This is a genomic window from Streptococcus sp. ST16 (assembly GCF_046098135.1).
Lineage (GTDB): Bacteria > Bacillota > Bacilli > Lactobacillales > Streptococcaceae > Streptococcus.
Map to the genome: position 1 here is coordinate 18697 of NZ_JBJUSE010000013.1, position 23843 is coordinate 42539.

Here is a 23843-nt window from a genome sequence, read left to right on the forward strand (position 1 = left end):
TTGCACTAATGCCTTCTTTATCTGTGTTTTCAGTTTTTCCATAAATTCCCCTTTCCGTTTTTGAATTTTTGACAACAAAAACGAAGTATAGGCTATTTGCTTTTAATTTCTCTTTATCTTTTTTTATTTGTTTTACTTCGACAAACTGAGATTTTTTAAATATCTTTACCTGATTTCAGTTCACCATTTTTCAAAAATGGACTAATCAATTCCATCCACTCTAAAGGTAAATAAGTTGATAAATATCCATGATTGTAACCTTTAGAACCATAAAGAGTACAATCTGGATGCATTTTTTGAAACAATTTTGCTGATTGCTTGACACAGTCCATCTCTTTTTCACCATAGATATATAAAACCTGTGCTTTGCTCTTTGCAATAGAATCTTTCAATCTATATTTCGCCATATATGTTCTATACATTGTCACTAGTGTCTTCATTGGAAGTCTTGGCATATCTTCCATATAATAGTTTTCTATTTCTTTTGGATATGCCATTTTAGGGTATATTTTTTTCATTAGATTAAGCTGCATTTTACTTACCGATTTGCTAAACATAAGTTTTCCAAAGAGTTTTACAATTATTATGCAAATTTTTGCCAATCTAGGCTGAGGTATACAAATACTGCCATCTATTATTGCTTTCTGAGCTATATTATCATCTAATGATAATATAGCTCAGAAAGCAATTTGTCCTCCTAGAGAAACACCACCTAATGCAAATAACTTCCCACCACAATTATCTTTTATATAATCCATTATTATCTGTGCGGAATATTCAGTTGAGATATAATCTCTTTGGTATTCTTCTCCATGTCCATCAAGAGTTGGTAAAATCACATGGTACTCGTCTGATAGCATACGAGCTTGCCTAAGATAATTCCACCAAGAATTACCCCCACCATGTATCAATAATATATGCGGAAAATTTTTATCTCCAAACTCATGAAATTTCATAACTCATACCCCGATAAATTCTAATTTATCAATTTCTCATCCATCTCATTATATCACGTTTTCTTCTTAGCTTGGGTTTAGTATTTGGAAACAAAGTAGAGAGTTTGCGCCATCTTCTAAGGCTATCTTAAAGGGAATCTCCTCTCATATATTCTTCGACGGTAGGAACTCTGCTCCTATCTTTTTTTGTAATTCTTCTTTGTCTTTCCGATACTTTTAGTTTTTCTATCATCAAAAAAAGAATTAAGCCAAACACTTTTCACTCGAATAGTGATTAAGTGTTCTTCTTAATTCTATAATTCCAAACTAGGATTGTTTTATTTTGAAATGATAATAGGCACCCAACATACCTGCTGTATTTTGGTGATGGGCAAATTCTAATCGTGTTTTTTCAGCCAGACTTGGTACCAAAGCATCTTTCAAAGCTTTTCGAATTTTAGGCTTGAGAATAGCCTCTTGTCCCATGATACCGCCACCGAGAATGACTACTTCTGGATTGGCAACGTAGCAAATATTTGCCAGACCTTTCCCAAGGTAATCTACCATACGGTCAATACCAGCCATACAGACCTTGTTTCCTTCTGTGGCTTCCTTAAAGATACGACGGCCATTCCACTGGTCAACTGAATCACCATGAGCTGCTGCTACATACTCTACCAAGGCTGTCGTAGAAGCCAAATCCTGGAAAGCCCCATCCTGCATATGCATATAACCGACTTCACAGGCTGAATTGCTAAATCCATGGAAGACTTTCCCATCCATAATCAAGCAGCCACCGATACCTGTTCCAATGGTCAAGCAAAGTGTCACACTCGCTCCCTTTCCTGAACCAGATATTGCCTCAGCAAGACCTGCACAGTTGACATCATTTTCAATTTCACAAGGAATATTAAAGCTAGTCTCGATTTCCTTTTTGAACTGGGTTCCTGCGTAGTTAGGAATTTGAGGCCCCGCATAGAAGATTTCACCCTTGTCAGGATCCACCATCCCCGCAGAAGAAATGGCAACACCTGCTACTGGACCCTTTTCTAAATAACTAGCTACGATATCTTTTGTCTTTTGTAAGATATGAGGTCCACCCTTATGTGCCTCAGTTGGCATTTCATGCGATTCAACAAGTTGGCCTTCTTGGTCAATCAAACCATATTTGATGTTGGTTCCACCAATATCAATTGCAACGTAGTGTGTCATAAATACCTCCTTATGGATTAGAGGAAGCGCTCCTTGGTTTCACGAATCAATTGAGCAGCTGCTTCTACAACTGGGCGATCTTCTTCGGTTACTGGTGTCAATGGTGAACGAACAGAACCAATATTCAAGCCTTCATTGATTTTCAAGACTTCTTTAATCACACCGTACATATTTCCATGTGCAGCAGTCAATTTGCCAATGATGGCATTGATAGCGTATTGCAATTCACGCGCTGTTTCCAAGTCTTTCTCCGCAATCAGCTCATTGAGTTTCAAGAAGAGTTCTGGCATAGCACCATAAGTACCACCAATACCAGCTTTGGCACCCATGAGACGTCCACCTAGGAACTGTTCATCTGGACCGTTAAAGACGATATGGTCTTCTCCACCAAGGCTCACAAAGGTTTGGATATCTTGAACTGGCATAGAAGAGTTCTTAACACCAATAACACGAGGATTCTTCAACATTTCAGTATAGAGACTTGGAGTCAAAGCAACTCCTGCCAATTGAGGAATGTTATAAATCACATAATCTGTGTTTGGTGCTGCAGCACTAATATCATTCCAGTATTTAGCAACTGAGTACTCAGGCAAACGGAAGTAAATCGGTGGGATTGTTGCAATAGCATCTACTCCCAAACTTTCCGCATGACGAGCAAGTTCCATACTATCCTTTGTATTGTTGCAAGCTACGTGAGCGATGATGGTCAATTTTCCCTTAGCAACTGCCATGACTTCTTCCAAAATCAACTTGCGGTCCTCTACGCTTTGGTAAATACATTCACCAGAAGAACCATTAACATAGAGACCTTGAACACCTTTATCAATAAAGTATTGAACCAAGGCACGCGTACGCTCTGGACTTACTTCTCCTTGATCATCATAACATGCGTAGAAGGCTGGAATGACACCTTCGTATTTTTTCAAATCTGACATAGATTTTCTCCTAAGATTTCTTTTTTTCTGCTGAGAGCAGTTCTATTTTTACAAGTTTAGTATACACCTTGTGAAAATCGCTTTCAATATCTTGTATACACTTAGATTTTAGTTTCTACTTGTATTTTAGAAACTGTAACGATTGAAAGTAGTTTCAGAAACAAGCCATCCTACTGGTATTTGGCGAAGATTTTCTCCATCAAACCTGCTTGGAGAAAGACCAGCAAACCAAAACCAAAGAGGATAAAAGCTGATCCACCCAAAAGGAGAGTGAATGCGGATAGATAAAGAACCATCACAATGAGAAAGAGAATGGCTAACATGAGGAAAAACCATGGAAAGTTAAAACTTGCCAAGATAAGCCCTTTTTGCAGCACTTCTTTCCAAGACAAATCATAGCGGGCAGCGATGGGATAACTAGCCAGCATCACGAGAGTGAGGAAGATGAGAATCCCCAAACAAATAGCTTTCACAATCTGGAAAGGTAAAGCTGTCTGACCCCAGAAAAGATAGAGGTCTAATAGACTTAGCAAAACTATCCCCAACTCTAGCAAACCTAACTGGAAACCCAGTTTCAGATTTTGCTTGAAAGCTCTCAAATAGGTTCTGAAAACAGGTACTCGCCTGCTTCTCTTAACCTCAAACATAGTTTCATAAAGGCTGATTTTAGCCACTCCAATCGTCACGATGGGCAAACAAGAGACGACAAAAAGAAGATTGGCTGTCACGATATCCAAGACCTTCTCACTAAAACGCATGAGAAAATTATCTGTATCAAATGCTGCCTTGATAAAGCTTACTCCTTTTTGTGCCATGTTTGCTCCTCCTGATTCTTTTAATCAATCAAAATTTTAAAGAGATATTTGCGAACCTTCTCTTCCATACCTGCATAGCCATTTGGCTGGTGAGGTTCTCCTGGGAAGAAAATCGCAAAATTATGATAGCCCAACAATAGTGGGTAGTGTTCATGACAATGGACAAAGCCAATGTCGCTCGCTTCATCGAATGCTACCGCTTCGTCTTTGATACGTGAACCGTAGCTCGAATATTCATGTCCTTCTACCAGCAAATGCAAATCTGCATAGTTCTTATGATGCTCAAATTGATCATTTTCAGCTTGATTGAGGACATTTTCCTGAACAACTAGAAAGACCTTGTCCTCGTCAATCTCATACTTACCTAGTTCGAAAGAATCCTTACGGTGCTGATAGAGATAGTCGATAGCCTTGTCTAGATTGGGATGGATTCCCTTGTAAAAGGCGATGTTTTTCAAATCGTCAAAAATCATACTGTTTCCTTCGTTTCTGATAATTACTATTTTTCAGTTCCGAATGTTCCTTTCTCTATTTCCCTGTAATAGTGCGGACGGAAGCAAATTCCTTCGGTATTTCATTCCTAATTTTTGAGCCTTTTGCTCTTTCATCGTCAGTCTCAAAAATTCCGTCTAAGATAAGCGTAAGATGCTTATCTTAGATACCACTAAAAGCGGGAAATAGCCACCATAAAACGAACCTACTCTAACTAGTATCATGAAAAGAGTTCATTCTTAAGTTTATAAGTGTCTGACAAAACTTCACGAAGTAACTGCATACTCTCCATTTTGTAGACACTTATAACTCTGTATTCTCTTATACTCAATGAAAATCGAAGAACAAACTAGGAAGCTAACCTCAGGCAATACTTAAATATGGCATGGTAGCGCAGACGTAGTTTGAATTCGATTTTCGCAGAGCATTATCCTTTAACCGCTCCCATAGTAATACCCTGAGTGAAGGATTTTTGGAAGACAAGGAAGACCGTTACGATTGGCACGGCTGCAAGAGCTGCACCTGCCATGATCAAACCATAGTTGGTTGCCATTTCGGCCTGCATGGTCGCAACCCCGAGTGAGATAGTCAAGTTTTGACGTGAAGTCAACATAACCAACTGCATAAAGTAGTCGTTCCAAGTATTGATGAAGGTAAAGATTGCAAGGGCTGCAAATCCTGGTTTCACGATAGGGAAGGCTACGCTCCAGAATGTACGAATCTCACCACAACCGTCGATTTTAGCTGATTCAAGCAATTCAGTTGGGATGTTTTCGCTGAACTGTTTCATAAGGAATACCCCAAATGGCCATCCGATTAAAGGCAAAATCACTGCCCAAAGTGTATCGTGAATTCCCATGAAGTTGACGATACGTACCAATGGTACAAGGACAACTTGTTTTGGAAGAGCCATGGCAGCGATAAAGACTGCAAAGAGGATGCGTTGACCATAGAAACGTTTTTTAGCCAAGACATAACCTGCTAGAGAAGAGGTTGCACAGACTAGGAACATGGTTACCAGTGAGATAAATACAGAATTCCACATCCACTGCATAGCAGGGTTTTGCACCATGAGTTGTTGGAAGTTCTCCATGGTTGGCATTTTAGGGAACCACTGTGGCGGAATCATAATGGTATCAGGCTGTGATTTGAAGGCCCCTGTCAAGATCCAGTAGAATGGAAAGATGAACAGTACGGTCAACAAGAGCAAGATAATCGTTGAAATAACAGTAAAAGCTGTTAAGGGTTTCTTTTGTGTAGGTTGCATAACTGTCTCCTTTCTTTAGTATTCTACGTCATTTCCGAGGATCTTGAATTGAGCAAAGCTGACAATGGCAATCATCACTGCCAAGAAGACACCGATGGTATTTGCATAGCCGTACTCTGTCAATTGGAAGGCTTTTTCGTAAAGGTAGTACATCAGTGTACTTGTTGAGTAGTTTGGACCACCAGAAGTCAACAACTGAATCAAAGCGAAACACTGGAATGAGTTGATGGTTGTAATGATCGCGATATAAAGAGTTGTTGGGAGAAGGCTAGGCCATTTGATTTTCCAAAAGACTTGAAACTCAGTCGCACCGTCAACACGCGCCGCTTCAACAAGTGAGTTGTCAATATTCCCCATAGCAGCGATATAAAGGATAATCGGTTGACCAACAGATGTTGTCAAAAGGATAATCATAATCGCTAGCAAAGCCCAGTTTTTGTCACCCAGCCAAGAAATGTTTTGGCTGATGACATGGCTTGACTTAAGGACAAAGTTTAGAATCCCTGATAGGGGGTCATAGATCCATTTCCATACAACCGTTACGGCAACACTACCTGTAACTACAGGAAGGAAGAAGACGAAACGATAGAAAGATCGAGCAATAGTATTTTGATGATAGGTCTGAGATGCTACAAAGAGTGAGAAGAGAACCACAATCGGAACTGAACCAATAACCAGGATCACGGTATTGATCAAAGACTTCATAAAGACAGGGTCTTTAAACATGCGAATGTAGTTGTCCAAGCCCACAAACTCAAATTTAGTCATGGAGTAGTTAAAGAAACTTGTAATGAACCCCATAATCATAGGAGCCAAGACAAAGATCACAAAGAAGAATAACACTGGTGCTAGGAAAGCGTAGGAAATCACTGTTTCCCGCATACGAATTTTATTGACTTTCACAGTCGGCACCTCTCTTTCAAATAGAATAGTTTTTGATTTTCTTGAACTGTTTTAAAACCAAAATGAAATTTTTTAAGATTCGCTTATGTAAGAACTTCATTTTAATTTCGTGACAGTTCCTACCATTTCAAACAAAAGTCCCCCTTTTCTTACACCATAGTGCACAGGGAAAAGGGGGGAATCAATCTGACTTAGTGCTTATTGTTTTGTAGCTTTTTTGATTGTTTCGTTAGCTTTTTCAGTGAAGGCTTTCAAAGCATCCGCTGGTTTTTCGTCACCATTAGATACAGATTGCAACATTGGGAACCAAAGTGTTCTCATTTCAGCAAATCCATCGATAGTGTTGTAGTATGGTGAGTAGTATTTAGTCCAGCTGCTGATTGTTTCCATACGTTTGTCTTCATAAAGTTTGCCAAATGAAGTACGAACTGGGAAGGCACCTGTACGAACAACGTCTTTAGGACCCCATTCTTTGTCATCAGCGATGAATTGAACGAATTTCTTAGCAGCTGCGATTTTCTTATCGTCTTTGTTGTTAAATACTGCAAATCCGTTTACAAGGTATTCAAGAGATGGTTTACCAGAGTCTGATGGGAATGGTACTTCTACCACGTCTACCTTACTTGCTTCCAAGAGTTTCGCTTGGATACCGTTTTGAGCTGGAGCCCAAAGGATTGTGTATGAAGTTTGACCGTTCGCAAAGTTTTGGATGTCTGCTCCACCGTCAAATTGTGAACCGTTGTTCAATAGACCATCCTTGATCCAGCTAGCAGCTTTTTCAAGACCTTTAACGAATTTAGGATCGTCAGTTGTATATTTGGTTACGTCTTTGTCTGTTACAGAACCGCCATAAAGGTTTGCAATGAAGGCACGTGTTCCTTGGTCTCCCCCTTGACCAGAACTGAACAATGAACCTGGAGTGTAGCCTTTATCTTTAAGCGCTTTCAAAACTTTTTCAAAGTCATCAGTTGTCCAACCTTCTTTAACAAGGTTTGCTACTCCAGCATCTTCCAACATCTTCTTGTTCATGGCCATGTAGAATGGAGCTGAACTGATTGGATACATGTAAGCTTTGTCTCCAGCCTTACTTGCTTGTACGATGTTTTCGTTGTTCACATCTTTGACGAATTCGTCTGTGAAGAGGTCGTTCAACTCAGCCAATTTACCATTTTTACCGTATTGGATGATACGTCCTGGTGCGTCAAAGAGTACGTCTGGCGCTGTTCCTGCTTCGATGGCTGTTGTGATCTTTTCAGGACCTGACTTGAAGTCGATGGTTTCCAATTTCACTTTTACATCTGGATTTGCTTTTTCAAAAGCTTCGATGATTGATTTTTCATAAGTTCCAACACCGTCACCTGTTTTTTCTTGAGTGAAAACTGGAAATGCCCACCAAGTGATTTCTGTTTTTCCGCTATCGCTACCAGAATTTGCAGCATCTTTACTTCCACCAGAGTTACCACAAGCAGCAAGGCCAAGAATCGCAGCACCCGCAAGTACTGTACAAGCTAGTTTTCTAAATTTCATTTGTATTCTCCTAATTGATAAGCGTATCCATATTGGATAATGAGTTCTTTCTATTTGTATACGTTTTCATTTTGTTCGACGCATCGACCACTCTCCTCTGTTTTGAGATTGTGTTATTTAAGACCGGCAACAAAGCGTTCCGTAATCTCTTTTGGTCTAGTAATAGCACCACCGACAACGATACCTCGCACCCCATATTCAAGGATTTGCTTAGCTTGTTCTGGTGTATGAATTTTCCCTTCAGCGATGACATCCACCCCTGCTTCACACAGTTTTTTGATCAGTTCAAAGTCTGGACCATCTACTTTGGGACTATAAGAGGTGTAGCCTGATAGAGTTGTTCCAACAAAATCAATCCCTGCTTCAACTGCTGCGATTCCCTCTTCAAACGTACTGGTATCAGCCATTAAGAGTTGATGCGGATATTTTTCTTTGACTTGTCGGATAAAGTCTTGGATTCCCAAACCATCGTAACGTTCACGTTTGGTACAATCCAGAGCAATGACCTCAATGTCTAGTTCAGCCAATTCATCAACTTCTCTCATCGTAGCTGTAATGAAGGGCTCCTGTGGCGGATAGTCACGTTTGATGATTCCGATAATTGGGAGTTTCGTAACCTCCTTGATCTCCTTGATATCGCGAACACTGTTTGCTCGGATACCGACTGCTCCACCTTGCTCAGCCGCTTTGACTAGCAAGGGAATGACTCCTCCCGCTTCTGTATAAAGCGGTTCGTGAGGAAGTGCCTGGCAAGAGACAATGATTCCATCTTTGATTTGTTCAATCAAGGCTTCTTTGCTGATCTGTGGCATCCTCTTTCCTCCCTTTCTTGTTCTTATGGGCCTATTATATATTATTTGTTAAGCGCTTTCAATAGCTTGTGGTAGAATAGATTTCAGTTTCAAAAGTATTTTATAGAACAGCCGTTCCTGAAAGTAGTTTCAGGTCTCTTATGATTTCGAATCAACCTGAATGTCATCAAAAAAGATAGCAGGCTTGAAAACCTGCTATCTCTTCTGAGACTTGCTATAATAGCTTTTGCTTATTATTCTTTTCTCTTCTTTCCAAATACAAAGAGTGATAAAAGTACGCCTGCAAGTCCAAGGGAAAGCAGTGAACTTGTTTCCTTGCTTCCCGTATTTGGAAGTTCATCTTGTTTAGCTGCTGGAGCTTGATAGGTCACATCTTGTCCTAGAGATAGTTTATTGTCTGCAGCTGCCAATACTAGATTGGTTTCTCCCTTGTACTCTGGCACTTCATGGATTGCTGCCTCAGCGCCATTGACACCACCCTTATACTCTGGCAGGTCATTTGAAGCTGCCAAGACAAAGTTAGCACCTCCGCTATATTCAGGAAGCTCGTTTGAGGCTGCTTGAACTGCATTGACACCACCCTTGAACTCTGGAAGTTCATGGACTGCCGCTTCAACAGCGTTGACCCCACCTGTAAATTCCGGTTTTTCTACCGTTGGAGCCGGTTCTTCACCTACCGTTGCCAATGGACCAGTGTACTCTGGTATCTCTGCCACAGCGGCTTCTTCTGCATTAACGCCTCCTGTGAATTCCGGTTTTTCTACCGTTGGAGCTGGCTCTTCTCCTACTGTTGCTAATGAGCCTGTGTACTCTGGTATCTCTGCCACAGCAGCTTCTCCTGCATTAACGCCTCCTGTAAACTCTGGAACCTCATGAATAGCAGCTTCACTGCCATTAATACCATCGCTTAGTTTAGAGCCAGCTAAAGATACTGGTAAATTATGCATACTTTCAATTGCACCCTCAGATAGACCAGTAATTCTTTGACCCATATCTTCTGGATCCACTGTAAATAAGAGAGTTTTTGTATCGTACTGGGTCATGAAGGTTGCTGTTTTACCATTTGCCAACTGAAGGGTCGGAGCCTTGTTCACCAATACTTCCGAATCGAACTCCATGGCAATGATACCTGGCCATTTTTGGATAGCATATTTTACTTTTGCTTCTTTAGGAGAAATTCTTTCCTTAGTCAAGAAATCCCAGTTAAATTTCTTAAAGGAAAGTGTGTACGGAACTCCTCCAGGAGCATGGTGTTCATATAAAAGTCCAAATTCATCTGGCCCAATTTGTTGGAGAGAGTTATAAGCATATTCACCTTCTTGAATCAAATGATGGTGCAACCAAGTTAACTGGCCATCTTCTTCAACACGAGCCACTCGAATATAACCATTTTTACGACCTGGACCGTTTGCATTCGCCAAGAGAATATACTCTTTACCATTTTGAACCGTATGAGTCGCAGCCATTTGAACATAAACATCTGGCACATCGTAGCGTTCAACGTTATTGTCCCAAGTTAGACCACCATCATGACTGGTTGCAACCTGTAGATCACCTGTCAAACCACGCATAAATAGTTTGAGATCCCCATTGTTCAACTGAACAACAGAAGCCTCTGTATTTTGAGCATAATAATTGTTCATGGTGCTTGAATCAACCACTGTACCATCATAAAGTGTACGATTGTCGTTGACACCACCGCCCATATGCCAAGTCTTACCATGGTCGTCTGAGTAGATGATTCGAGAAGATTGAGAACCATTGAGGTGATTAGCCCGGTTGGTCGTATAGACAGGAACGACGATTCGACCTTTATGCGGTCCAGTACGAAGGGTTATCCCCACTCCAGGACCTACTCCTAGGAATTTCATCCAATCGGCTTTGACCATCGGAGTAATATCTTGAGGAGCTGACCAAGTCTTCCCGTCATCATCACTATAGGACATCCATAGATAACTATCCTTGGCAATTCTAAATGGAGAAGTTTTGTTTGTGGTGAAGTAGATATTGCCTAGTAGCTGGTCACCCTTGTATAGATCACCCTTGTCGCTATAGGCCGGTTTAACAGGATCTACAACAACGCGGTAATCTGTTGCCTTTCCATCTGGAGTGTAGACTATGCCATTTTCTCGAATAGTATAAGTTCCCTCTTCTCCTTCTCGATAGAGGATTTGATAAGTTTTACCATTAATTTCTTTGTAAGCTTCTTCTTTTTGCGAAGACATTCCAAAGATCCCTTTTCCTTCTGGGAACATGTCATAAATGGCAAAGATGCGTTTGGTTTCAGGATCTTGAGTCAAGGTCATATCGATATTCACTGGTGAACCGATTGATGGGTCAGAAGCTCTTGGATTGTCACGTAAGTTGGTAATGGTTACTCGATCTCCCCAAGTTTTACCATTATCTTCACTGCGTCTAATGACCATACCGATATCACCCCAGTCACTCGAATGGAGACGGCGTTCATCTGCACCTGCAATCAGCGTTCCTTTATCAGTCTTGAGAAGAGCTGGAATACGATAACTCTTGATGCCATCTTTGTTTGGTTGGTTATGCATTCCCCCTTTAAAGACATCTTCTTTCTCTGAGATTTTCGCGCCCTCAGGAAGTTTCTTTTCTAAATCACCTCTTTCAAATAGTTGACTCCGTGTTTGAACTTCATCTGGGCTTAAAGCACGATCGTAAACGGTTAAGTTTCGGACTTGTAGATTTGATGCCCAAACTGTTTTATTGCCCCGTTTGGTTGCTCCAAGTTGAGCTTGATTAACATCTGGCATATCTTTGATAAAGTTACCAGATTTGAGACTTGTTCGAGATAAGACACCGTTCACATAGAGACGAACTCGACCATGAGGTAACTCTGCTGTCGGTTGTTCGACAGTAAAGGTCACGGAATTCCATTGTCCAGGGCGAACTTTCAAAGGAGCATCTGTATACTTATCATAGAACTGCTCCCCGTTAGCGCCTCGCCCTTCAATCAAGGCAGTATTATTAAGAACAGACATCGTAAAGTACTCATTTTCTTTTTTATCACTTGATACTGAAAATAGGTTGTAAAATGATGGAGCGTTTGCGTCTGGCTTAAACTCCATATGAACTGTAGCATTCTGAAGTGTCTTTAATTTTTCTAATTCTCCGGAAAGGTCAACTCTTTGACCATTTGCTGCATTGGTTTCAACATCTTCTTTTTCAAGGACAGGATTGGCATTTTTTAAATCTCTTGAGTAATAGTCACGAGGAATAGCTCCCTGATCCTCTGATTCCTCTTCCTTATTTGCTTCTTCTGCAGGGGTTTCCGTAGAGGATGGGGTTTCTGATTCTGCACTCTCATTTTTTTTCAAATGATCTTGGTCCACCTCAACGCCATTGTCTTGAGCTGCTGCCAATTTACCAGCCAAATCCTTATCCAAATGTTCAAGATCACCAGAAGACACTTCTTTTGGTAACTCTGATAATCCTTGCCCTTGACCAGATTCGACTGTTTCTGTACTAGCACCTGCTGCATTGGCTTGCTCTTGAGCTAAGACTGGATTTACTCCAAATACTACTGTACCAATCACTACTGATGCTGCTCCGATTGCAAATTTTCGAATTCCGTATCGCTGTTTCCGATGTAAAGAGTTGTAATTCATGTTTGTCCTTCCATTTTTCATAAAAATAAAGCGCTTTCTTTTTTCTTTAAAAATTTTTATTGTCTCTTCAAGAGACAAGTTTTACAAGAAAGTATCCAACTCAATGAGAGCTCCCAATCCTCTCCCATTTTCTGCTAAGCCATTCTTTAAGCGCCCAGCAGCATTTTTCCTCCTTTCACAAGTGATTTTTCCTTTATTATACAATAAAGTCTTATATTTATATCTATGTTCTCACAGAATAGATTTTACTTTTAAGAATATTTTAATATTTTAAATTTTCTAAAAGTACTTTCAGGTTTTGGATATAAAAAGAGAGCTTCTGGGCTCTCTCATACATTATTTTACGTACTTAAAAGAAATCTCACTGCCACATAACCAGTTATATACCTGGTCATTGACAAAAACATTCATGGCTTCGTGAGCATACTCAGGCATGATGCGGTAGGACTTGTCACAGGTCAGACGATTGTAAATCGCAAACTGGGTAATGGGATAGCAAACATCGTCGTCCAAGCCCGTAATCATCTTGACCTCTCCTTTGATACGATGGGCAAGATTTTTCACATCGATATAGGCAAGAGTCGCCATGATTTCCTCCTCTGTTTCATGGAAGGGATCGTGGAACTTGAAATAACGGAAAAGTTCGTCATAGGCCTCACTGGTATTGCCAATCTCAAGCACTCGTCTAAAGTCAGATAAGAAGGGATAGATGGCAACTGTTCGTTGAATCCGAGGATTGAGTGCTGCTGCAACTAGGGCTAAAGCCCCTCCTTGTGAGGCACCATAGCTAGAAAGTCTTTCCTCATCTACCTGTGGCATACTAGCAACAATTTCGATCAACTGGTAAATATCCAGATAGACATCCTTATAAAAGAGCTGGTCTCGACCTTCAACAGCACCACGGATAATGTGGCCCTTGACCGTATTTCCTAGTGGAGAACGCAGGCCATCCTGCGAATAGCCCGACTGGCCTCGAACGTCCATAGAAACAACACCGTAACCAGCCACAGTATAGGCTAGCATGTCAGCCCAATCCCAACCACGCCCCATATAGCCATGGAAGTGAAAGATTAGCGGAACCTTCTCTTCAGTCTTTGGAAGGACGATGCGTGCATAGACCTTGCCTTTATTGCTTCCCTCAAAGGTTAGCTCATAGCACTTGACCTGAGGAATATGGAAATCTCTTTCCTCTAGCTGATAGGCAGGAAGAGAGGAAACTTTTTTGACCTCTTCATCCCAAAAAGCATCAAAGTCTTCTGGAACCTCATCTCGCCCTCTATAAGTCTTGATTTCTTCTAGCAAAGCTGGATCTTTCATAGCATGCTCCTTTTGATTTGTAATCGCTATCATAACTCTAGCATATCTAGAAAAGCAATGCAAGAAAGAATGGGAAACAGAAAGTGAATTTAGATTCTCTTTCCTCAAACCTATCGTCTGAAAGTAGTTTTAAAATCTTAAACTTCTAATCTTCCGTTTTACATATGATCCTTCACAGCAACTGCTACCATTTTGGCTTTGGCACGGACTTTAGTAGCCACTGTCATCTCCATAGCAATAATTGCTTTTCTTTCCCCTAATTCCTCCAGAGTAGAAGTAACCACAATTTCATCTTCAATTGGACTAGGACTAAGGTAATCAATCTCCAAGCGAGCTGTAATAAAACGTCCTATCACAGTTGATTCCGTCAGTTCCAACCCTTTTTGATGATGGGCAAACCAAGCTGCTGAGGCCGTGCCATGGCAATCAAAAATAGTCGCTATCATTCCTCCAAAGACATTTGATGGAACTCCACCAGTATAAGCATTTTCAAGCTTTATCCGACTAATACAACTATTCCCATCTATACTTGGATAGGTTTTTAAATGTAAGCCTAAATCATTCTTGGGACCACATCCCCAACAATGCTGAAATCGTTCTCCATACCTATCTTGGATAGCAATCGTTCTTGTTTCTAACATTCTTTTCACTCCTCTTTACTCAGATGGAGCAATTATATCAAGCTTCAGTCAAAGAGTAAATAGGCTTGGAGACTAATATCTTTTTATCACTCGACTAAGTTTGATTTATAGCCGACCATTTTATAAAAATAAAAAGAGCGTTTCCGCTCTTTGTGTATCAATAGGTGCTAGCTCCTTTCTCTAGTTTGACGGTTTGGAATTTCTTTTGGTAGGTCACTTTAATCGTCATATGAGAGTCCTCGTTTCATTTTGATGACTCTAGTATAAGACCCAAACCTAAAAGCTAGCTTATAAATTTCTTAGAAAAGGCTTAATCCAGATGTTCTCTCTTCTCTAGGTGGAGAGCAATCATGCGCCATTCTGGATCCTCTTTCCAACCTTCTATCGAACTAATGTAGCTGGCAACCTTCCTGGCTTCTTCCAAAATCGGAAAGTCTTCGATAATATCAGCCACTTGGAACTCTGGTAGGCCTGACTGTCTGGTTCCAAAAATCTCACCAGATCCGCGCATTTTCAAATCCTCCTCAGCAAGGACAAATCCATTGGTGGTTTCTGTCATGATGCGCATGCGGTCTTTCCCTGACTCGGTCTTAGGATTGGCAACGAGAACCGCATATGACTGCTTGTCCCCCCGACCGACACGACCTCTAAGCTGGTGAAGCTGGCTGAGACCGAACCGATCGGCATCCATGATGATCATGACGGTCGCATTGGGAACATTGACCCCAACCTCGATAACCGTTGTCGAAACCAGAATATCTGTTTTTCTATCTTTGAAATCCTGCATGATCTGGTCTTTTTCATCACTCTTCATCTTACCATGTAGAAGAGCCACTTCGGCCTTACCTGCAAAATAAGCTGTCAACTCCTCAGATAAGGCAATGGCATTTTTCAGATCAAGAGCTTCTGATTCTTCAATCAAGGGAGAGATGACGTAGGCTTGAGAACCTTTTTGAATTTCTCCTTCTAACCAAGTCAGCACCTGAGGTAGTTGCTCATGCTTAATCCAGCGAGTCACAATAGGTTTCCGACCCGCAGGCATCTGGTCGATAATGGAAACATCCATATCGCCAAAGGCTGTGATGGCCAAGGTTCGTGGAATGGGAGTCGCCGTCATCATGAGGACGTCTGGGTTGTCGCCTTTTTCACGTAAAATCCGCCTTTGTCCTACACCAAATCGGTGCTGTTCATCAATGATAATCAATCCAAGACGAGCATAATCAACCCCATCTTGTATCAGAGCGTGGGTTCCAATAATCAAATCAGCCTCACCCTTGGCAATGGTCTTCAAAACTTCTCTCTTTTCTGCAGCTTTCAAGGAACCTGTCAAGAGAACCAGTTTCAAGTCTGGAAAAAGGTTCTGTAAACTCTCAAAGTGTTGCTCTGCTAGGATTTCTGTTGGCACCATGAGAGCAGCCTGGTAGCCAGCCGTCACTGCCGCAAACATGGCCAAGCCAGCGACCACTGTCTTTCCGCTCCCCACATCTCCTTGCAGGAGACGATTCATGTGGTGGTCGGACTTCATGTCGGTCAAAATTTCCCGCAAACTTTTTTCCTGAGCTTGTGTCAGGGCAAAAGGCAGATTTTCTTTAACGGCTGTCACTTTTTCCTGGGACCAATTCAGAACCAGACCGCTTCCATGAATTCTATTTTCAGACTTGAGCGTCTGCAACTGCATTTGGAAGTAAAAGAGTTCTTCAAACTTGATACGACGAAGGGCCTGCTTGTATTCTGCCAAATCCTTAGGGAAATGCATAGCGCGAACAGCCTGGCAACGGGACATGAGTTTGTATTTATCAAGTAAAGACTGGGGAAGATTTTCCTCAATCAAGAGGTCCAACCCCTGATCAAAGGCTGTCTTGATAACCTTGACCAAACTGGCCTGACTGATTCCCTGAGCCAGACGATAGACAGGCTGGAGGTCATCTTCCACCTGAGTCAGGACCTTCATCCCTGTCAGGCTGGCCTTGGCACGGTCCCACTTCCCAAAAACAGCAAGGGTTGCTCCCAACTCTATCTTGTCTGCTAGATAGGGCTGGTTAAAGAAATTCACCGCAAAAACGACCTCTCCCTGCTTAAGGCTAAAACGTAGGCGATTGCGCTTGAAACCATAATACTGGACACTGGCAGGTGTCACGACTTGACCAGACAGGACCGCCTTTTCGCCATCTTCCAGCTCCAGCACCCGCTTGGTCTTGAAATCTTCATATCGGAAAGGAAAGTAGAGCAAGAGGTCTTGCAAGTTTTCAATTCCTAGTTTGGCGTACTTCTCTGCTGACTTTGGCCCCACACCAGGCAAGACATGCAAGGGTTGATGTAGATTCATGCTCCCACTCCTTTCTTTTTAATAATATTCTCGAGGAATGCGATCGCTGAGGAGGCAAACCACCTCATAATTAATGGTTCCGCGGTAGGTCGCTACCTGAGTTGCTGTGATTTCCTTGTCACCGTTGGAGCCAATCAAGGTTACTTTTGTTCCTAGCGGATAAATCTTAGGCAGGCGAATGGTGATTTGGTCCATAGAAACCCGTCCGACGATTGGGCAAGCTTGTCCATCTACTAAAACAGAGAAATTCTGCATGTCTCGTGTCCAACCATCCGCATAGCCGATTGGCACGGTCGCGATGACTTGCTCGCTATCCGCCTGATAGGTGGCTCCATAGCCCATGCAAGCTCCAGCTGGCACTGTCTTGACATGGACCAGAGCAGACTCCAAACTCAAGGCTGGTGTCAAGTCATAAGGCAAGTCTAAGACATCTCCACTTGGATTGAGACCATACATGGAATCTCCCATACGGACCGCATTGAAAATAGTTTCAGCATGCCAGAGGGTCGTTGCCGAGTTACTAGCATGAACCAGTTCTGGCACTTCCTTCATACTTGCCAAAATAGTCTTAAAGCGTTCTAACTGGGCATTAAAATATGTATCTGATTCCTCATCTGCAGTAGCAAAGTGGGTAAAAATCCCCTCAACACGCGCACCATGTTGCTTGAGCAAGTCTTGAGCCAGATCAGCTTCACTGGCCTCTCTAAAACCAATCCGTCCCATTCCTGAGTCAATCTTGAGGTGAACAGTCAAGCCAGTTAAATCTGCTTCCTTGTCTAACAGCGCTTGAATCCACTCCAACCCTGCCACTGTCAAGGTGATGTCGTATTCTTTAGCTAGGGAAACAGCTTCTAGCTCAGAAACTCCTAAGATGAGGATTTTCTTGTTTATACCTGCTTGACGCAACTCGATAGCTTCATCGATATTGGAAACGCAAAATCCATCAACAACATACTGGATCGCCGTTGCAACAGCTACCGCCCCATGTCCATAAGCATTAGCCTTGACTACTGCAAATTTGAGTGTACCATTAGGGATATGACTTCCCATTTGTTGTATATTTTTTCGAATAGCTCCCAGATGAACTAGAGCCTTGGTTGGTCTATGTGGACTAGCTTTCATGATTTTCCTCCAAAATGACACTGGCTGTCACAAACTGATCTGTATGGCTGATTGACAGCCAAATCTTTCCTGAAAATGGTGCCTGACTAAAATAGGGAGCCCCTCTTTCATTGTTCAAGACTTCCAAATCCTGAAAGGTCAGTTTGCCTATACCAGTTCCCAGAGCCTTGGAAAAGGCTTCCTTAGCCGACCAGCGACCTGCCAAGTATTCGATTTGTCTGCGCCCTTTGAGACTGGTAAAGCGCTCCATTTCCTTAGCGGTCAGCACGCGATTGGCAAATCCTTTATGTCGTGTAACTGCGCCTTCTATCGAAGCCAATTCTTCGATGTCAATTCCATGTCCAACTATCATACTCACAAAAGGAGTTGAGATTCCCCCAACTCCATCCTTTTCACTTATTTTGTTAAGGTAGTATAAATTTCTTCTACCAAGGCTACTGTATTTTCCCAACCTAGACAAGGGTCAGTAATAGAGCAACCAAAGACCTCTGGTTGATTTTGGCGACCATCTGCTAGGTAAGATTCAATCATAAAGCCTCGAACCGTCTTTTTAATCTTTTCATTCCAGTCACGATTCAGCAAGGATTGGCGAACAATGCGGATTTGTTCCATATACTGCTTGCCCGAATTGTCATGATTGGTATCGATAATGATAAAGGGATTTTCAAGTCCCATGGTCTCATAGCGATTAATAGCATTTAAGAGGGGTTCATAGTAGAAATTGGGTTCATTTTTGCCGTATTCGTTCATGGCACCACGAAGGATAACGTGGGCCAAGGGATTTCCTGAAGTTTCCACTTCTTGACCATGGTAAAGGAAGGTTTGCTTGTTTTGAGCTGCATAGATAGCATTAAACATGACCCCAAGGTTCCCAGATGTTGGATTTTTCATCCCAACTGGAGCATCAATCCCAGAGGCTACAAAGCGGTGTTCCTGGTCTTCCACTGAACGAGCCCCTACAGCATGGTAGCTGACCAAATCATCGACCAAAACGAGATTTGACGGGTAGAGCATCTCATCAGCTGTCGTCAAACCCGTCTCCGTAATCACACGGTAGTGCAGTTGACGAACAGCTTGTATGCCATTAATCAAGCTTGGAGCTTTAGAAGTATCGGGCTGATGAACCAGACCCTTATAGCCATCTCCATTGGTACGAGGTTTAGCTGTATAAACACGCATGACGATAAAGATTTTATCCGCAACTTTTTTCTGCAAGTCTGCTAAGCGGCGAGCATATTCGAGTACTGCTTCTTCATTGTCCGAAGAGCAAGGCCCCATCACCAAAAGGATTCGGTCGTCCTCACCCGAAATGATAGCTGCCAACTCTCTATCACGGACTTCTTTCTTTCGCAAGGCTTCAGGTGACAGCTGAGTTGCAGCCTTGATTGCTTCAATATCTATTTCTTGACCTTTTTCGATAAATGCCATCTTATTCTCCTAGCGTTTGGTAAATTTCGCGAACAAGTGCTTCAGTATTATCCCAGCCTAGGCACGGATCTGTAATGGACTTACCAAAAACTTCTGGCTCATTTTGACGTCCATCTTCCAGATAGGACTCAATCATAAAACCACGAACGTATTTTTTGATTTTCTCATTCCAGTCACGGTTGATTAAGGTCTGGCGAACGATACGGATTTGATCCATGTACTGCTTGCCTGAATTGTCATGATTGGTATCGATGATGATAAAGGGATTTTCCAAGCCCATCTTTTCATACTGATCAATGGTATCCATCAAATTGTCATAGTAGTAGTTAGGAATATTTTTCCCGTATTCATTCAAGGCACCGCGAAGAATTGCGTGGGACAATGGATTCCCCGTTGTTTCCACCTCTTTACCAAGAAAGAGGAAACTCTGTTTATTTTGCGCTGCATAAATCCCGTTAAACATAACATTGAGATTTCCAGATGTTGGATTTTTAAATCCTGTTGAGAAATCTGCTCCGCTCGCTACAAAACGGTGCTGTTGATCCTCTACAGAACGAGCTCCAACAGCCATATAAGAAATCAAATCATCCACCAGCGGAAGATTTTCAGGATAAAGCATCTCATCCGCTGTTGTCATGCCAGTCTCAGAAATAACGCGGTAATGTAAATGACGAACAGCCTTGATTCCATTGATCAAGCTAGGTGCTTCTTTAGCATTTGGTTGATGAATCAAGCCCTTATAGCCGTCTCCATTGGTACGAGGTTTAGCTGTATAGACACGCATGACCATAAAAATACGGTCTTTGACCTCTTCTTGCAAAGCAGATAGACGCTTGGCATACTCGAGAACCGCCTCTTCATTATCAGATGAACATGGTCCAATCACCAAGAGAATACGCTGGTCTTCCCCACGGATGATGGCTTCCAATTCCTGATCACGTTGGTTTTTTCTCGCAAGAGCCGATCCCTCTAATTTAGACAAGGCGCGAACTTCTTCAATGTTAATTTTAGGACTTTTAGCTTTAAATACCATGATTCATCTCCTTATAAAGCAAACGGACACCAAGCAAAAAATGATTTTTACCAGGTATCCGCCTGTATCTTATCTCATATTATTGTCTCTTACCATGACAATTCTTGAATTTCTTACCTGATCCACATGGGCATTGGTCGTTTCGTCCGATTTGGCTCAAGTCCAAATCTTCTGGAAGACTTGCCTGCTGCGCTGCAATATTACGAGTCGCAGTTGTACTGATATTGTGTTCAGTTTGCGGACGTTCTTGTTCATGGATTTGTGCTTTCATCATCAAGCGGGTCACATCGAATTCAATCGATCCAATCATGTCGTTAAACATGCGGAAACCTTCTGCTTGGTATTCTACAACAGGGTTGTTTTGCGCATAACCACGAAGGCCAACAGCGTTTCGCAACTGGTCAAGAGCATCGATGTGATCTGTCCATTTGTTGTCTACAACACGTAGAATCAAGACTTTTTGGAACTCTTTCACTGCATCTTCGTCACGAAGCTTAGCAACTTGGCTGTCATAGACTTTCAAGGCACGTTGGAAAAGTTCATCTTTGACGGCTTGATCTGACAGACCTACAAGATCTGAACGGCTGATTGAATCTTCTGGAAGCAAGTTATACTTAGCAAAGTTCAAGATTGCTTCCAATTTTTCATCTTCCTTAGAACGAGCATGCGCATCCACGATTCGGCCAATTGTACGACGGATCATAGCATGGATTTCAGGTGCCAAGTCACGATCTGCAGTAATGACATCATAGCGTTGCGCATAGATAATCTCACGTTGTTCACGCATAACATCATCGTATTGAAGGACTTGTTTACGAGTGTCGTAGTTATTTCCTTCGACACGTTTTTGAGCTGCTTCAACCTGACGCGTTAACATGCGAGATTCGATGGCTTCATCAGACATGTTAAGACGTTCAAAGACACCCTTCAACCGTTCTGAACCGAAACGTTTCATCAAATCATCTTCAAGAGACAAGTAGAATTGTGACTCACCTGGGTCTCCTTGACGACCTGAACGTCCACGAAGCTGATTATCAATACGGCGGCTTTCATGGCGTTCTGTACCAATGACACAAAGTCCACCCAATTCACGAACCCCTTCACCAAGCTTAATGTCGGTACCACGACCGGCCATGTTGGTTGCGATCGTAACAGCGCCACGCTGACCAGCATTCATGATGATTTGCGCTTCTCTGTAGTGGTTTTTCGCATTCAAGACTTCGTGAGGAACACCCGCCTCTACCAGTTTCTTAGAAAGGAAATCACTCGTTTCAACTGCAACTGTACCTACCAAGACCGGTTGACCTTTTTGGTGACGAGCTTTTACATCTTCAACTACAGCCTTAAATTTCGCATCAAGACTGGCATAGAGAAGGTCTGAATGGTCGATACGTTGGATTGGACGGTTGGTTGGGATTGGGATAACTCGGATGTTGTAAATTTCACGGAATTCTTCTTCTTCTGTTTTACCAGTACCTGTCATACCTGCCAATTTCTTATACATACGGAAGAGGTTTTGGTAGGTGATAGAAGCTGAAGTCTTGGTCTCATCTTGGATTGGCACACCCTCTTTTGCTTCAATCGCTTGGTGCAAACCGTCAGAGTAACGACGACCTTCCATGGTACGACCTGTAAATTGGTCGACGATCAAGATTTCTTGCTCTTCACTAACCACATAGTCGATATCGAGAATCATGATATAGTTGGCACGGAGGGCATTGTCGATAAAGTGGGTAAGAGCTACGTTTTCGACATCATAGAGATTTTCCAGTTTGAAATAGCTCTCAGCCTTGTCAATCCCAGAATCAGACAAACCAATCGTCTTAGACTGAATGTCAATAATATAGTCATCTTTATCCAAAGACTTCACAAAATGATCCGCCATGTGGTAGAGTTGGCTAGTCTCAACTGCATTGGCACCTGAAACGATCAAAGGAGTACGAGCTTCATCGATCAAGATTGAGTCAACCTCATCGACCAAGGCATAGTTAAGCGGACGCTGTACCATGTTTTCTGCACGAACGACCATATTGTCACGAAGGTAGTCGAAACCAATCTCTGAGTTAGTTGAATAGGTAATATCGCAAAGGTAAGCTTCTTTTTTCTCCATTGGAGATTTAGCTGCCAAGTTGATCCCTACTGACAGACCGAGCCATGAGTACAACTCACCCATCTCAGTCGCGTCACGTTCTGTTAGGTATTCATTGACTGTAACTACGTGGACACCCTGACCAGCCAAGGCATTCAAGTAAACTGGCATGGTCGCTGTCAAAGTTTTCCCTTCACCAGTACGCATCTCTGGAACGTCACCATGGTGAAGAACAATCCCACCCATGACCTGAACTTTATAAGGGAAAAGTCCAAGGACACGTTTTGCTGCTTCACGGACTACCGCAAAAGCCTCATATAACAGCGAATCAAGTGATTCCCCCTTATTGTAGCGGTCTTTAAATTCGTCAGTTTTTGCTTTTAGTTCTTCGTCCGACATTGCGGCCATTTGGCTCTCATAGTTAAGAACCTTATCAGCCATCTTTTCTAGACGACGAAGTTCTCCTTTATCATTTTCGATAATTGTTTTTAAAATATTAGCCATGATTTTCCTTACTTTAGATTCTGAATATTTTAGAATGTTCTTTTCATTTTAGCATATTTACTATTATTTTTCAAGAAAGAATCCTTGTTTTACAAGGGGAAAAAAGGGTTAGAAACTGGTCTAGTCCATCATTATTTTATGTTTAATTTCCTAAAAACACTGGCAATATACCAAAAGAGCAAAAGAAATTAATCCAGAAGGCCATGCAAAATAGCACTCCAAAAATAAAAAGGCTGATTTTTTTAATTAATACGGAGTATAGGATGGATAAAACTCCAAAAACCACAAAGAGTTTTTTCATAACGAAATAATATACTGAAACTCCTCCTATTTGCAAATCCCAGGGAAGGAAAAACACCACAAGCCACAGCAAGCAAATCATAAGAATATAGGTCTTGTAGTGTCTATCAAGGAACTGCTTTGCCTTTGGCATCAGATACCTCCTCTAAAACTTAGCTATTGAGTGATGAACTTTTTTTCTTGACCCGTCTCAGTTTGGACATTCTCTTTAGACAGTCATAAACTTTCCAGTCATTCACAAGGGACAAGAAGATTAAGAGTAACCAAATGCCCCACCTTGTTAAATCCGTAGGATTTATCAAAATATAATTAAACAGTAAAACTGAAAATCCTGTAAAAGCTAGACTAAACAAAGCCCACAGAGGAAGGTAAATCATGTAAAAATAATAGAAAAAAGTGAAGTATTTGCTATCACTATCTGCCTTCTCAATCCAATGGAAAAAATAAAAGTAAGGTGACAAAACCAATAGCTGTAATAATCTTTCCATCACGACTTCCTCCAAGACTGTTTTTATTATATTATATCAAAAAGATCTGGAAACTGCATTCCAGA

The 23843-nt window shown here is 41.8% G+C and carries 19 protein-coding genes and 1 pseudogene; all 20 read right to left on the reverse strand.

Annotated features, from left to right (window positions below):
* Positions 1-155: 155 nt before the first annotated feature.
* Positions 156-956 (reverse strand): annotated as a pseudogene (locus ACIY14_RS07965) (alpha/beta fold hydrolase).
* Between the two features lie 306 nt (positions 957-1262).
* Positions 1263-2147 (reverse strand): ROK family protein, encoded by an 885-nt coding sequence (locus ACIY14_RS07970; RefSeq protein WP_409002189.1) that lies wholly within the window; start codon positions 2145-2147, stop codon positions 1263-1265.
* A 17-nt stretch (positions 2148-2164) separates the two neighbouring features.
* Positions 2165-3082 (reverse strand): dihydrodipicolinate synthase family protein, encoded by a 918-nt coding sequence (locus tag ACIY14_RS07975; RefSeq protein ID WP_001281481.1) that lies wholly within the window; start codon positions 3080-3082, stop codon positions 2165-2167.
* A 170-nt stretch (positions 3083-3252) separates the two neighbouring features.
* On the reverse strand, positions 3253-3897 hold the full coding sequence (locus ACIY14_RS07980) for a YesL family protein (protein ID WP_409002190.1): 645 nt from the start codon (positions 3895-3897) through the stop codon (positions 3253-3255).
* A 20-nt stretch (positions 3898-3917) separates the two neighbouring features.
* Entirely contained in the window at positions 3918-4370 is a 453-nt protein-coding gene (locus ACIY14_RS07985; RefSeq protein WP_409002191.1) for a YhcH/YjgK/YiaL family protein, read from the reverse strand.
* A gap of 446 nt (positions 4371-4816) precedes the next feature.
* Positions 4817-5656: a carbohydrate ABC transporter permease gene (locus tag ACIY14_RS07990; protein WP_001183243.1), complete on the reverse strand. Its 840-nt coding sequence runs from the start codon at positions 5654-5656 to the stop codon at positions 4817-4819.
* Positions 5657-5671: 15 nt separating this feature from the next.
* Positions 5672-6538: a carbohydrate ABC transporter permease gene (locus tag ACIY14_RS07995; protein ID WP_409002204.1), complete on the reverse strand. Its 867-nt coding sequence runs from the start codon at positions 6536-6538 to the stop codon at positions 5672-5674.
* Between the two features lie 219 nt (positions 6539-6757).
* A complete protein-coding gene (locus tag ACIY14_RS08000) occupies positions 6758-8086 on the reverse strand; it encodes an ABC transporter substrate-binding protein (protein ID WP_247946258.1) in 1329 nt (442 codons plus the stop codon).
* Between the two features lie 113 nt (positions 8087-8199).
* On the reverse strand, positions 8200-8898 hold the full coding sequence (locus ACIY14_RS08005) for an N-acetylmannosamine-6-phosphate 2-epimerase (protein WP_045616793.1): 699 nt from the start codon (positions 8896-8898) through the stop codon (positions 8200-8202).
* A gap of 233 nt (positions 8899-9131) precedes the next feature.
* Positions 9132-12530 carry an SIALI-17 repeat-containing surface protein gene (locus ACIY14_RS08010; RefSeq protein ID WP_409002192.1) on the reverse strand — a complete coding sequence of 1133 codons (3399 nt, stop codon included), beginning with the start codon at positions 12528-12530 and terminating at the stop codon, positions 9132-9134.
* Between the two features lie 336 nt (positions 12531-12866).
* Positions 12867-13847 carry an acetylxylan esterase gene (locus ACIY14_RS08015; RefSeq protein WP_409002205.1) on the reverse strand — a complete coding sequence of 327 codons (981 nt, stop codon included), beginning with the start codon at positions 13845-13847 and terminating at the stop codon, positions 12867-12869.
* 158 nt (positions 13848-14005) lie between these two features.
* Positions 14006-14488 carry a thioesterase family protein gene (locus ACIY14_RS08020; RefSeq protein WP_000894826.1) on the reverse strand — a complete coding sequence of 161 codons (483 nt, stop codon included), beginning with the start codon at positions 14486-14488 and terminating at the stop codon, positions 14006-14008.
* A gap of 310 nt (positions 14489-14798) precedes the next feature.
* The gene (gene recG / locus ACIY14_RS08025) at positions 14799-16814 is read right to left on the reverse strand and encodes an ATP-dependent DNA helicase RecG (RefSeq protein WP_409002193.1); all 2016 of its coding nucleotides are present in this window, start codon (positions 16812-16814) and stop codon (positions 14799-14801) included.
* 18 nt (positions 16815-16832) lie between these two features.
* Positions 16833-17936: an alanine racemase gene (gene alr / locus ACIY14_RS08030; protein WP_409002194.1), complete on the reverse strand. Its 1104-nt coding sequence runs from the start codon at positions 17934-17936 to the stop codon at positions 16833-16835.
* Complete coding sequence (gene acpS / locus ACIY14_RS08035; RefSeq protein WP_409002195.1) at positions 17926-18288, reverse strand: holo-ACP synthase; 363 nt, start codon at positions 18286-18288, stop codon at positions 17926-17928. Before acpS ends, alr begins: the two co-directional genes overlap by 11 nt.
* 44 nt (positions 18289-18332) lie before the next feature.
* Entirely contained in the window at positions 18333-19364 is a 1032-nt protein-coding gene (locus ACIY14_RS08040; RefSeq protein WP_409002196.1) for a 3-deoxy-7-phosphoheptulonate synthase, read from the reverse strand.
* Between the two features lies 1 nt (position 19365).
* Positions 19366-20397 (reverse strand): 3-deoxy-7-phosphoheptulonate synthase, encoded by a 1032-nt coding sequence (locus tag ACIY14_RS08045; protein ID WP_409002197.1) that lies wholly within the window; start codon positions 20395-20397, stop codon positions 19366-19368.
* A 79-nt stretch (positions 20398-20476) separates the two neighbouring features.
* Positions 20477-22990: a preprotein translocase subunit SecA gene (gene secA, locus ACIY14_RS08050; protein ID WP_409002198.1), complete on the reverse strand. Its 2514-nt coding sequence runs from the start codon at positions 22988-22990 to the stop codon at positions 20477-20479.
* 142 nt (positions 22991-23132) lie between these two features.
* On the reverse strand, positions 23133-23423 hold the full coding sequence (locus tag ACIY14_RS08055; RefSeq protein ID WP_409002199.1) for a hypothetical protein: 291 nt from the start codon (positions 23421-23423) through the stop codon (positions 23133-23135).
* 19 nt (positions 23424-23442) lie between these two features.
* Complete coding sequence (locus ACIY14_RS08060) at positions 23443-23778, reverse strand: hypothetical protein (RefSeq protein WP_409002200.1); 336 nt, start codon at positions 23776-23778, stop codon at positions 23443-23445.
* Positions 23779-23843 lie beyond the last annotated feature (65 nt).

Excerpts from the sequence above, each read along its gene's own strand:
- ACIY14_RS07970 (WP_409002189.1), bottom strand. The coding sequence starts at position 2,147 with ATGACACACTACGTTGCAATTGATATTGGTGGAACCAACATCAAATAT.
- ACIY14_RS07975 (WP_001281481.1), bottom strand. The coding sequence starts at position 3,082 with ATGTCAGATTTGAAAAAATACGAAGGTGTCATTCCAGCCTTCTACGCA.
- ACIY14_RS07980 (WP_409002190.1), bottom strand. The coding sequence starts at position 3,897 with ATGGCACAAAAAGGAGTAAGCTTTATCAAGGCAGCATTTGATACAGAT.
- ACIY14_RS07985 (WP_409002191.1), bottom strand. The coding sequence starts at position 4,370 with ATGATTTTTGACGATTTGAAAAACATCGCCTTTTACAAGGGAATCCAT.
- ACIY14_RS07990 (WP_001183243.1), bottom strand. The coding sequence starts at position 5,656 with ATGCAACCTACACAAAAGAAACCCTTAACAGCTTTTACTGTTATTTCA.
- ACIY14_RS07995 (WP_409002204.1), bottom strand. The coding sequence starts at position 6,538 with ATGCGGGAAACAGTGATTTCCTACGCTTTCCTAGCACCAGTGTTATTC.
- ACIY14_RS08000 (WP_247946258.1), bottom strand. The coding sequence starts at position 8,086 with ATGAAATTTAGAAAACTAGCTTGTACAGTACTTGCGGGTGCTGCGATT.
- ACIY14_RS08005 (WP_045616793.1), bottom strand. The coding sequence starts at position 8,898 with ATGCCACAGATCAGCAAAGAAGCCTTGATTGAACAAATCAAAGATGGA.
- ACIY14_RS08010 (WP_409002192.1), bottom strand. The coding sequence starts at position 12,530 with ATGAATTACAACTCTTTACATCGGAAACAGCGATACGGAATTCGAAAA.
- ACIY14_RS08015 (WP_409002205.1), bottom strand. The coding sequence starts at position 13,847 with ATGAAAGATCCAGCTTTGCTAGAAGAAATCAAGACTTATAGAGGGCGA.
- ACIY14_RS08020 (WP_000894826.1), bottom strand. The coding sequence starts at position 14,488 with ATGTTAGAAACAAGAACGATTGCTATCCAAGATAGGTATGGAGAACGA.
- recG (WP_409002193.1), bottom strand. The coding sequence starts at position 16,814 with ATGAATCTACATCAACCCTTGCATGTCTTGCCTGGTGTGGGGCCAAAG.
- alr (WP_409002194.1), bottom strand. The coding sequence starts at position 17,936 with ATGAAAGCTAGTCCACATAGACCAACCAAGGCTCTAGTTCATCTGGGA.
- acpS (WP_409002195.1), bottom strand. The coding sequence starts at position 18,288 with ATGATAGTTGGACATGGAATTGACATCGAAGAATTGGCTTCGATAGAA.
- ACIY14_RS08040 (WP_409002196.1), bottom strand. The coding sequence starts at position 19,364 with ATGGCATTTATCGAAAAAGGTCAAGAAATAGATATTGAAGCAATCAAG.
- ACIY14_RS08045 (WP_409002197.1), bottom strand. The coding sequence starts at position 20,397 with ATGGTATTTAAAGCTAAAAGTCCTAAAATTAACATTGAAGAAGTTCGC.
- secA (WP_409002198.1), bottom strand. The coding sequence starts at position 22,990 with ATGGCTAATATTTTAAAAACAATTATCGAAAATGATAAAGGAGAACTT.
- ACIY14_RS08055 (WP_409002199.1), bottom strand. The coding sequence starts at position 23,423 with ATGCCAAAGGCAAAGCAGTTCCTTGATAGACACTACAAGACCTATATT.
- ACIY14_RS08060 (WP_409002200.1), bottom strand. The coding sequence starts at position 23,778 with ATGGAAAGATTATTACAGCTATTGGTTTTGTCACCTTACTTTTATTTT.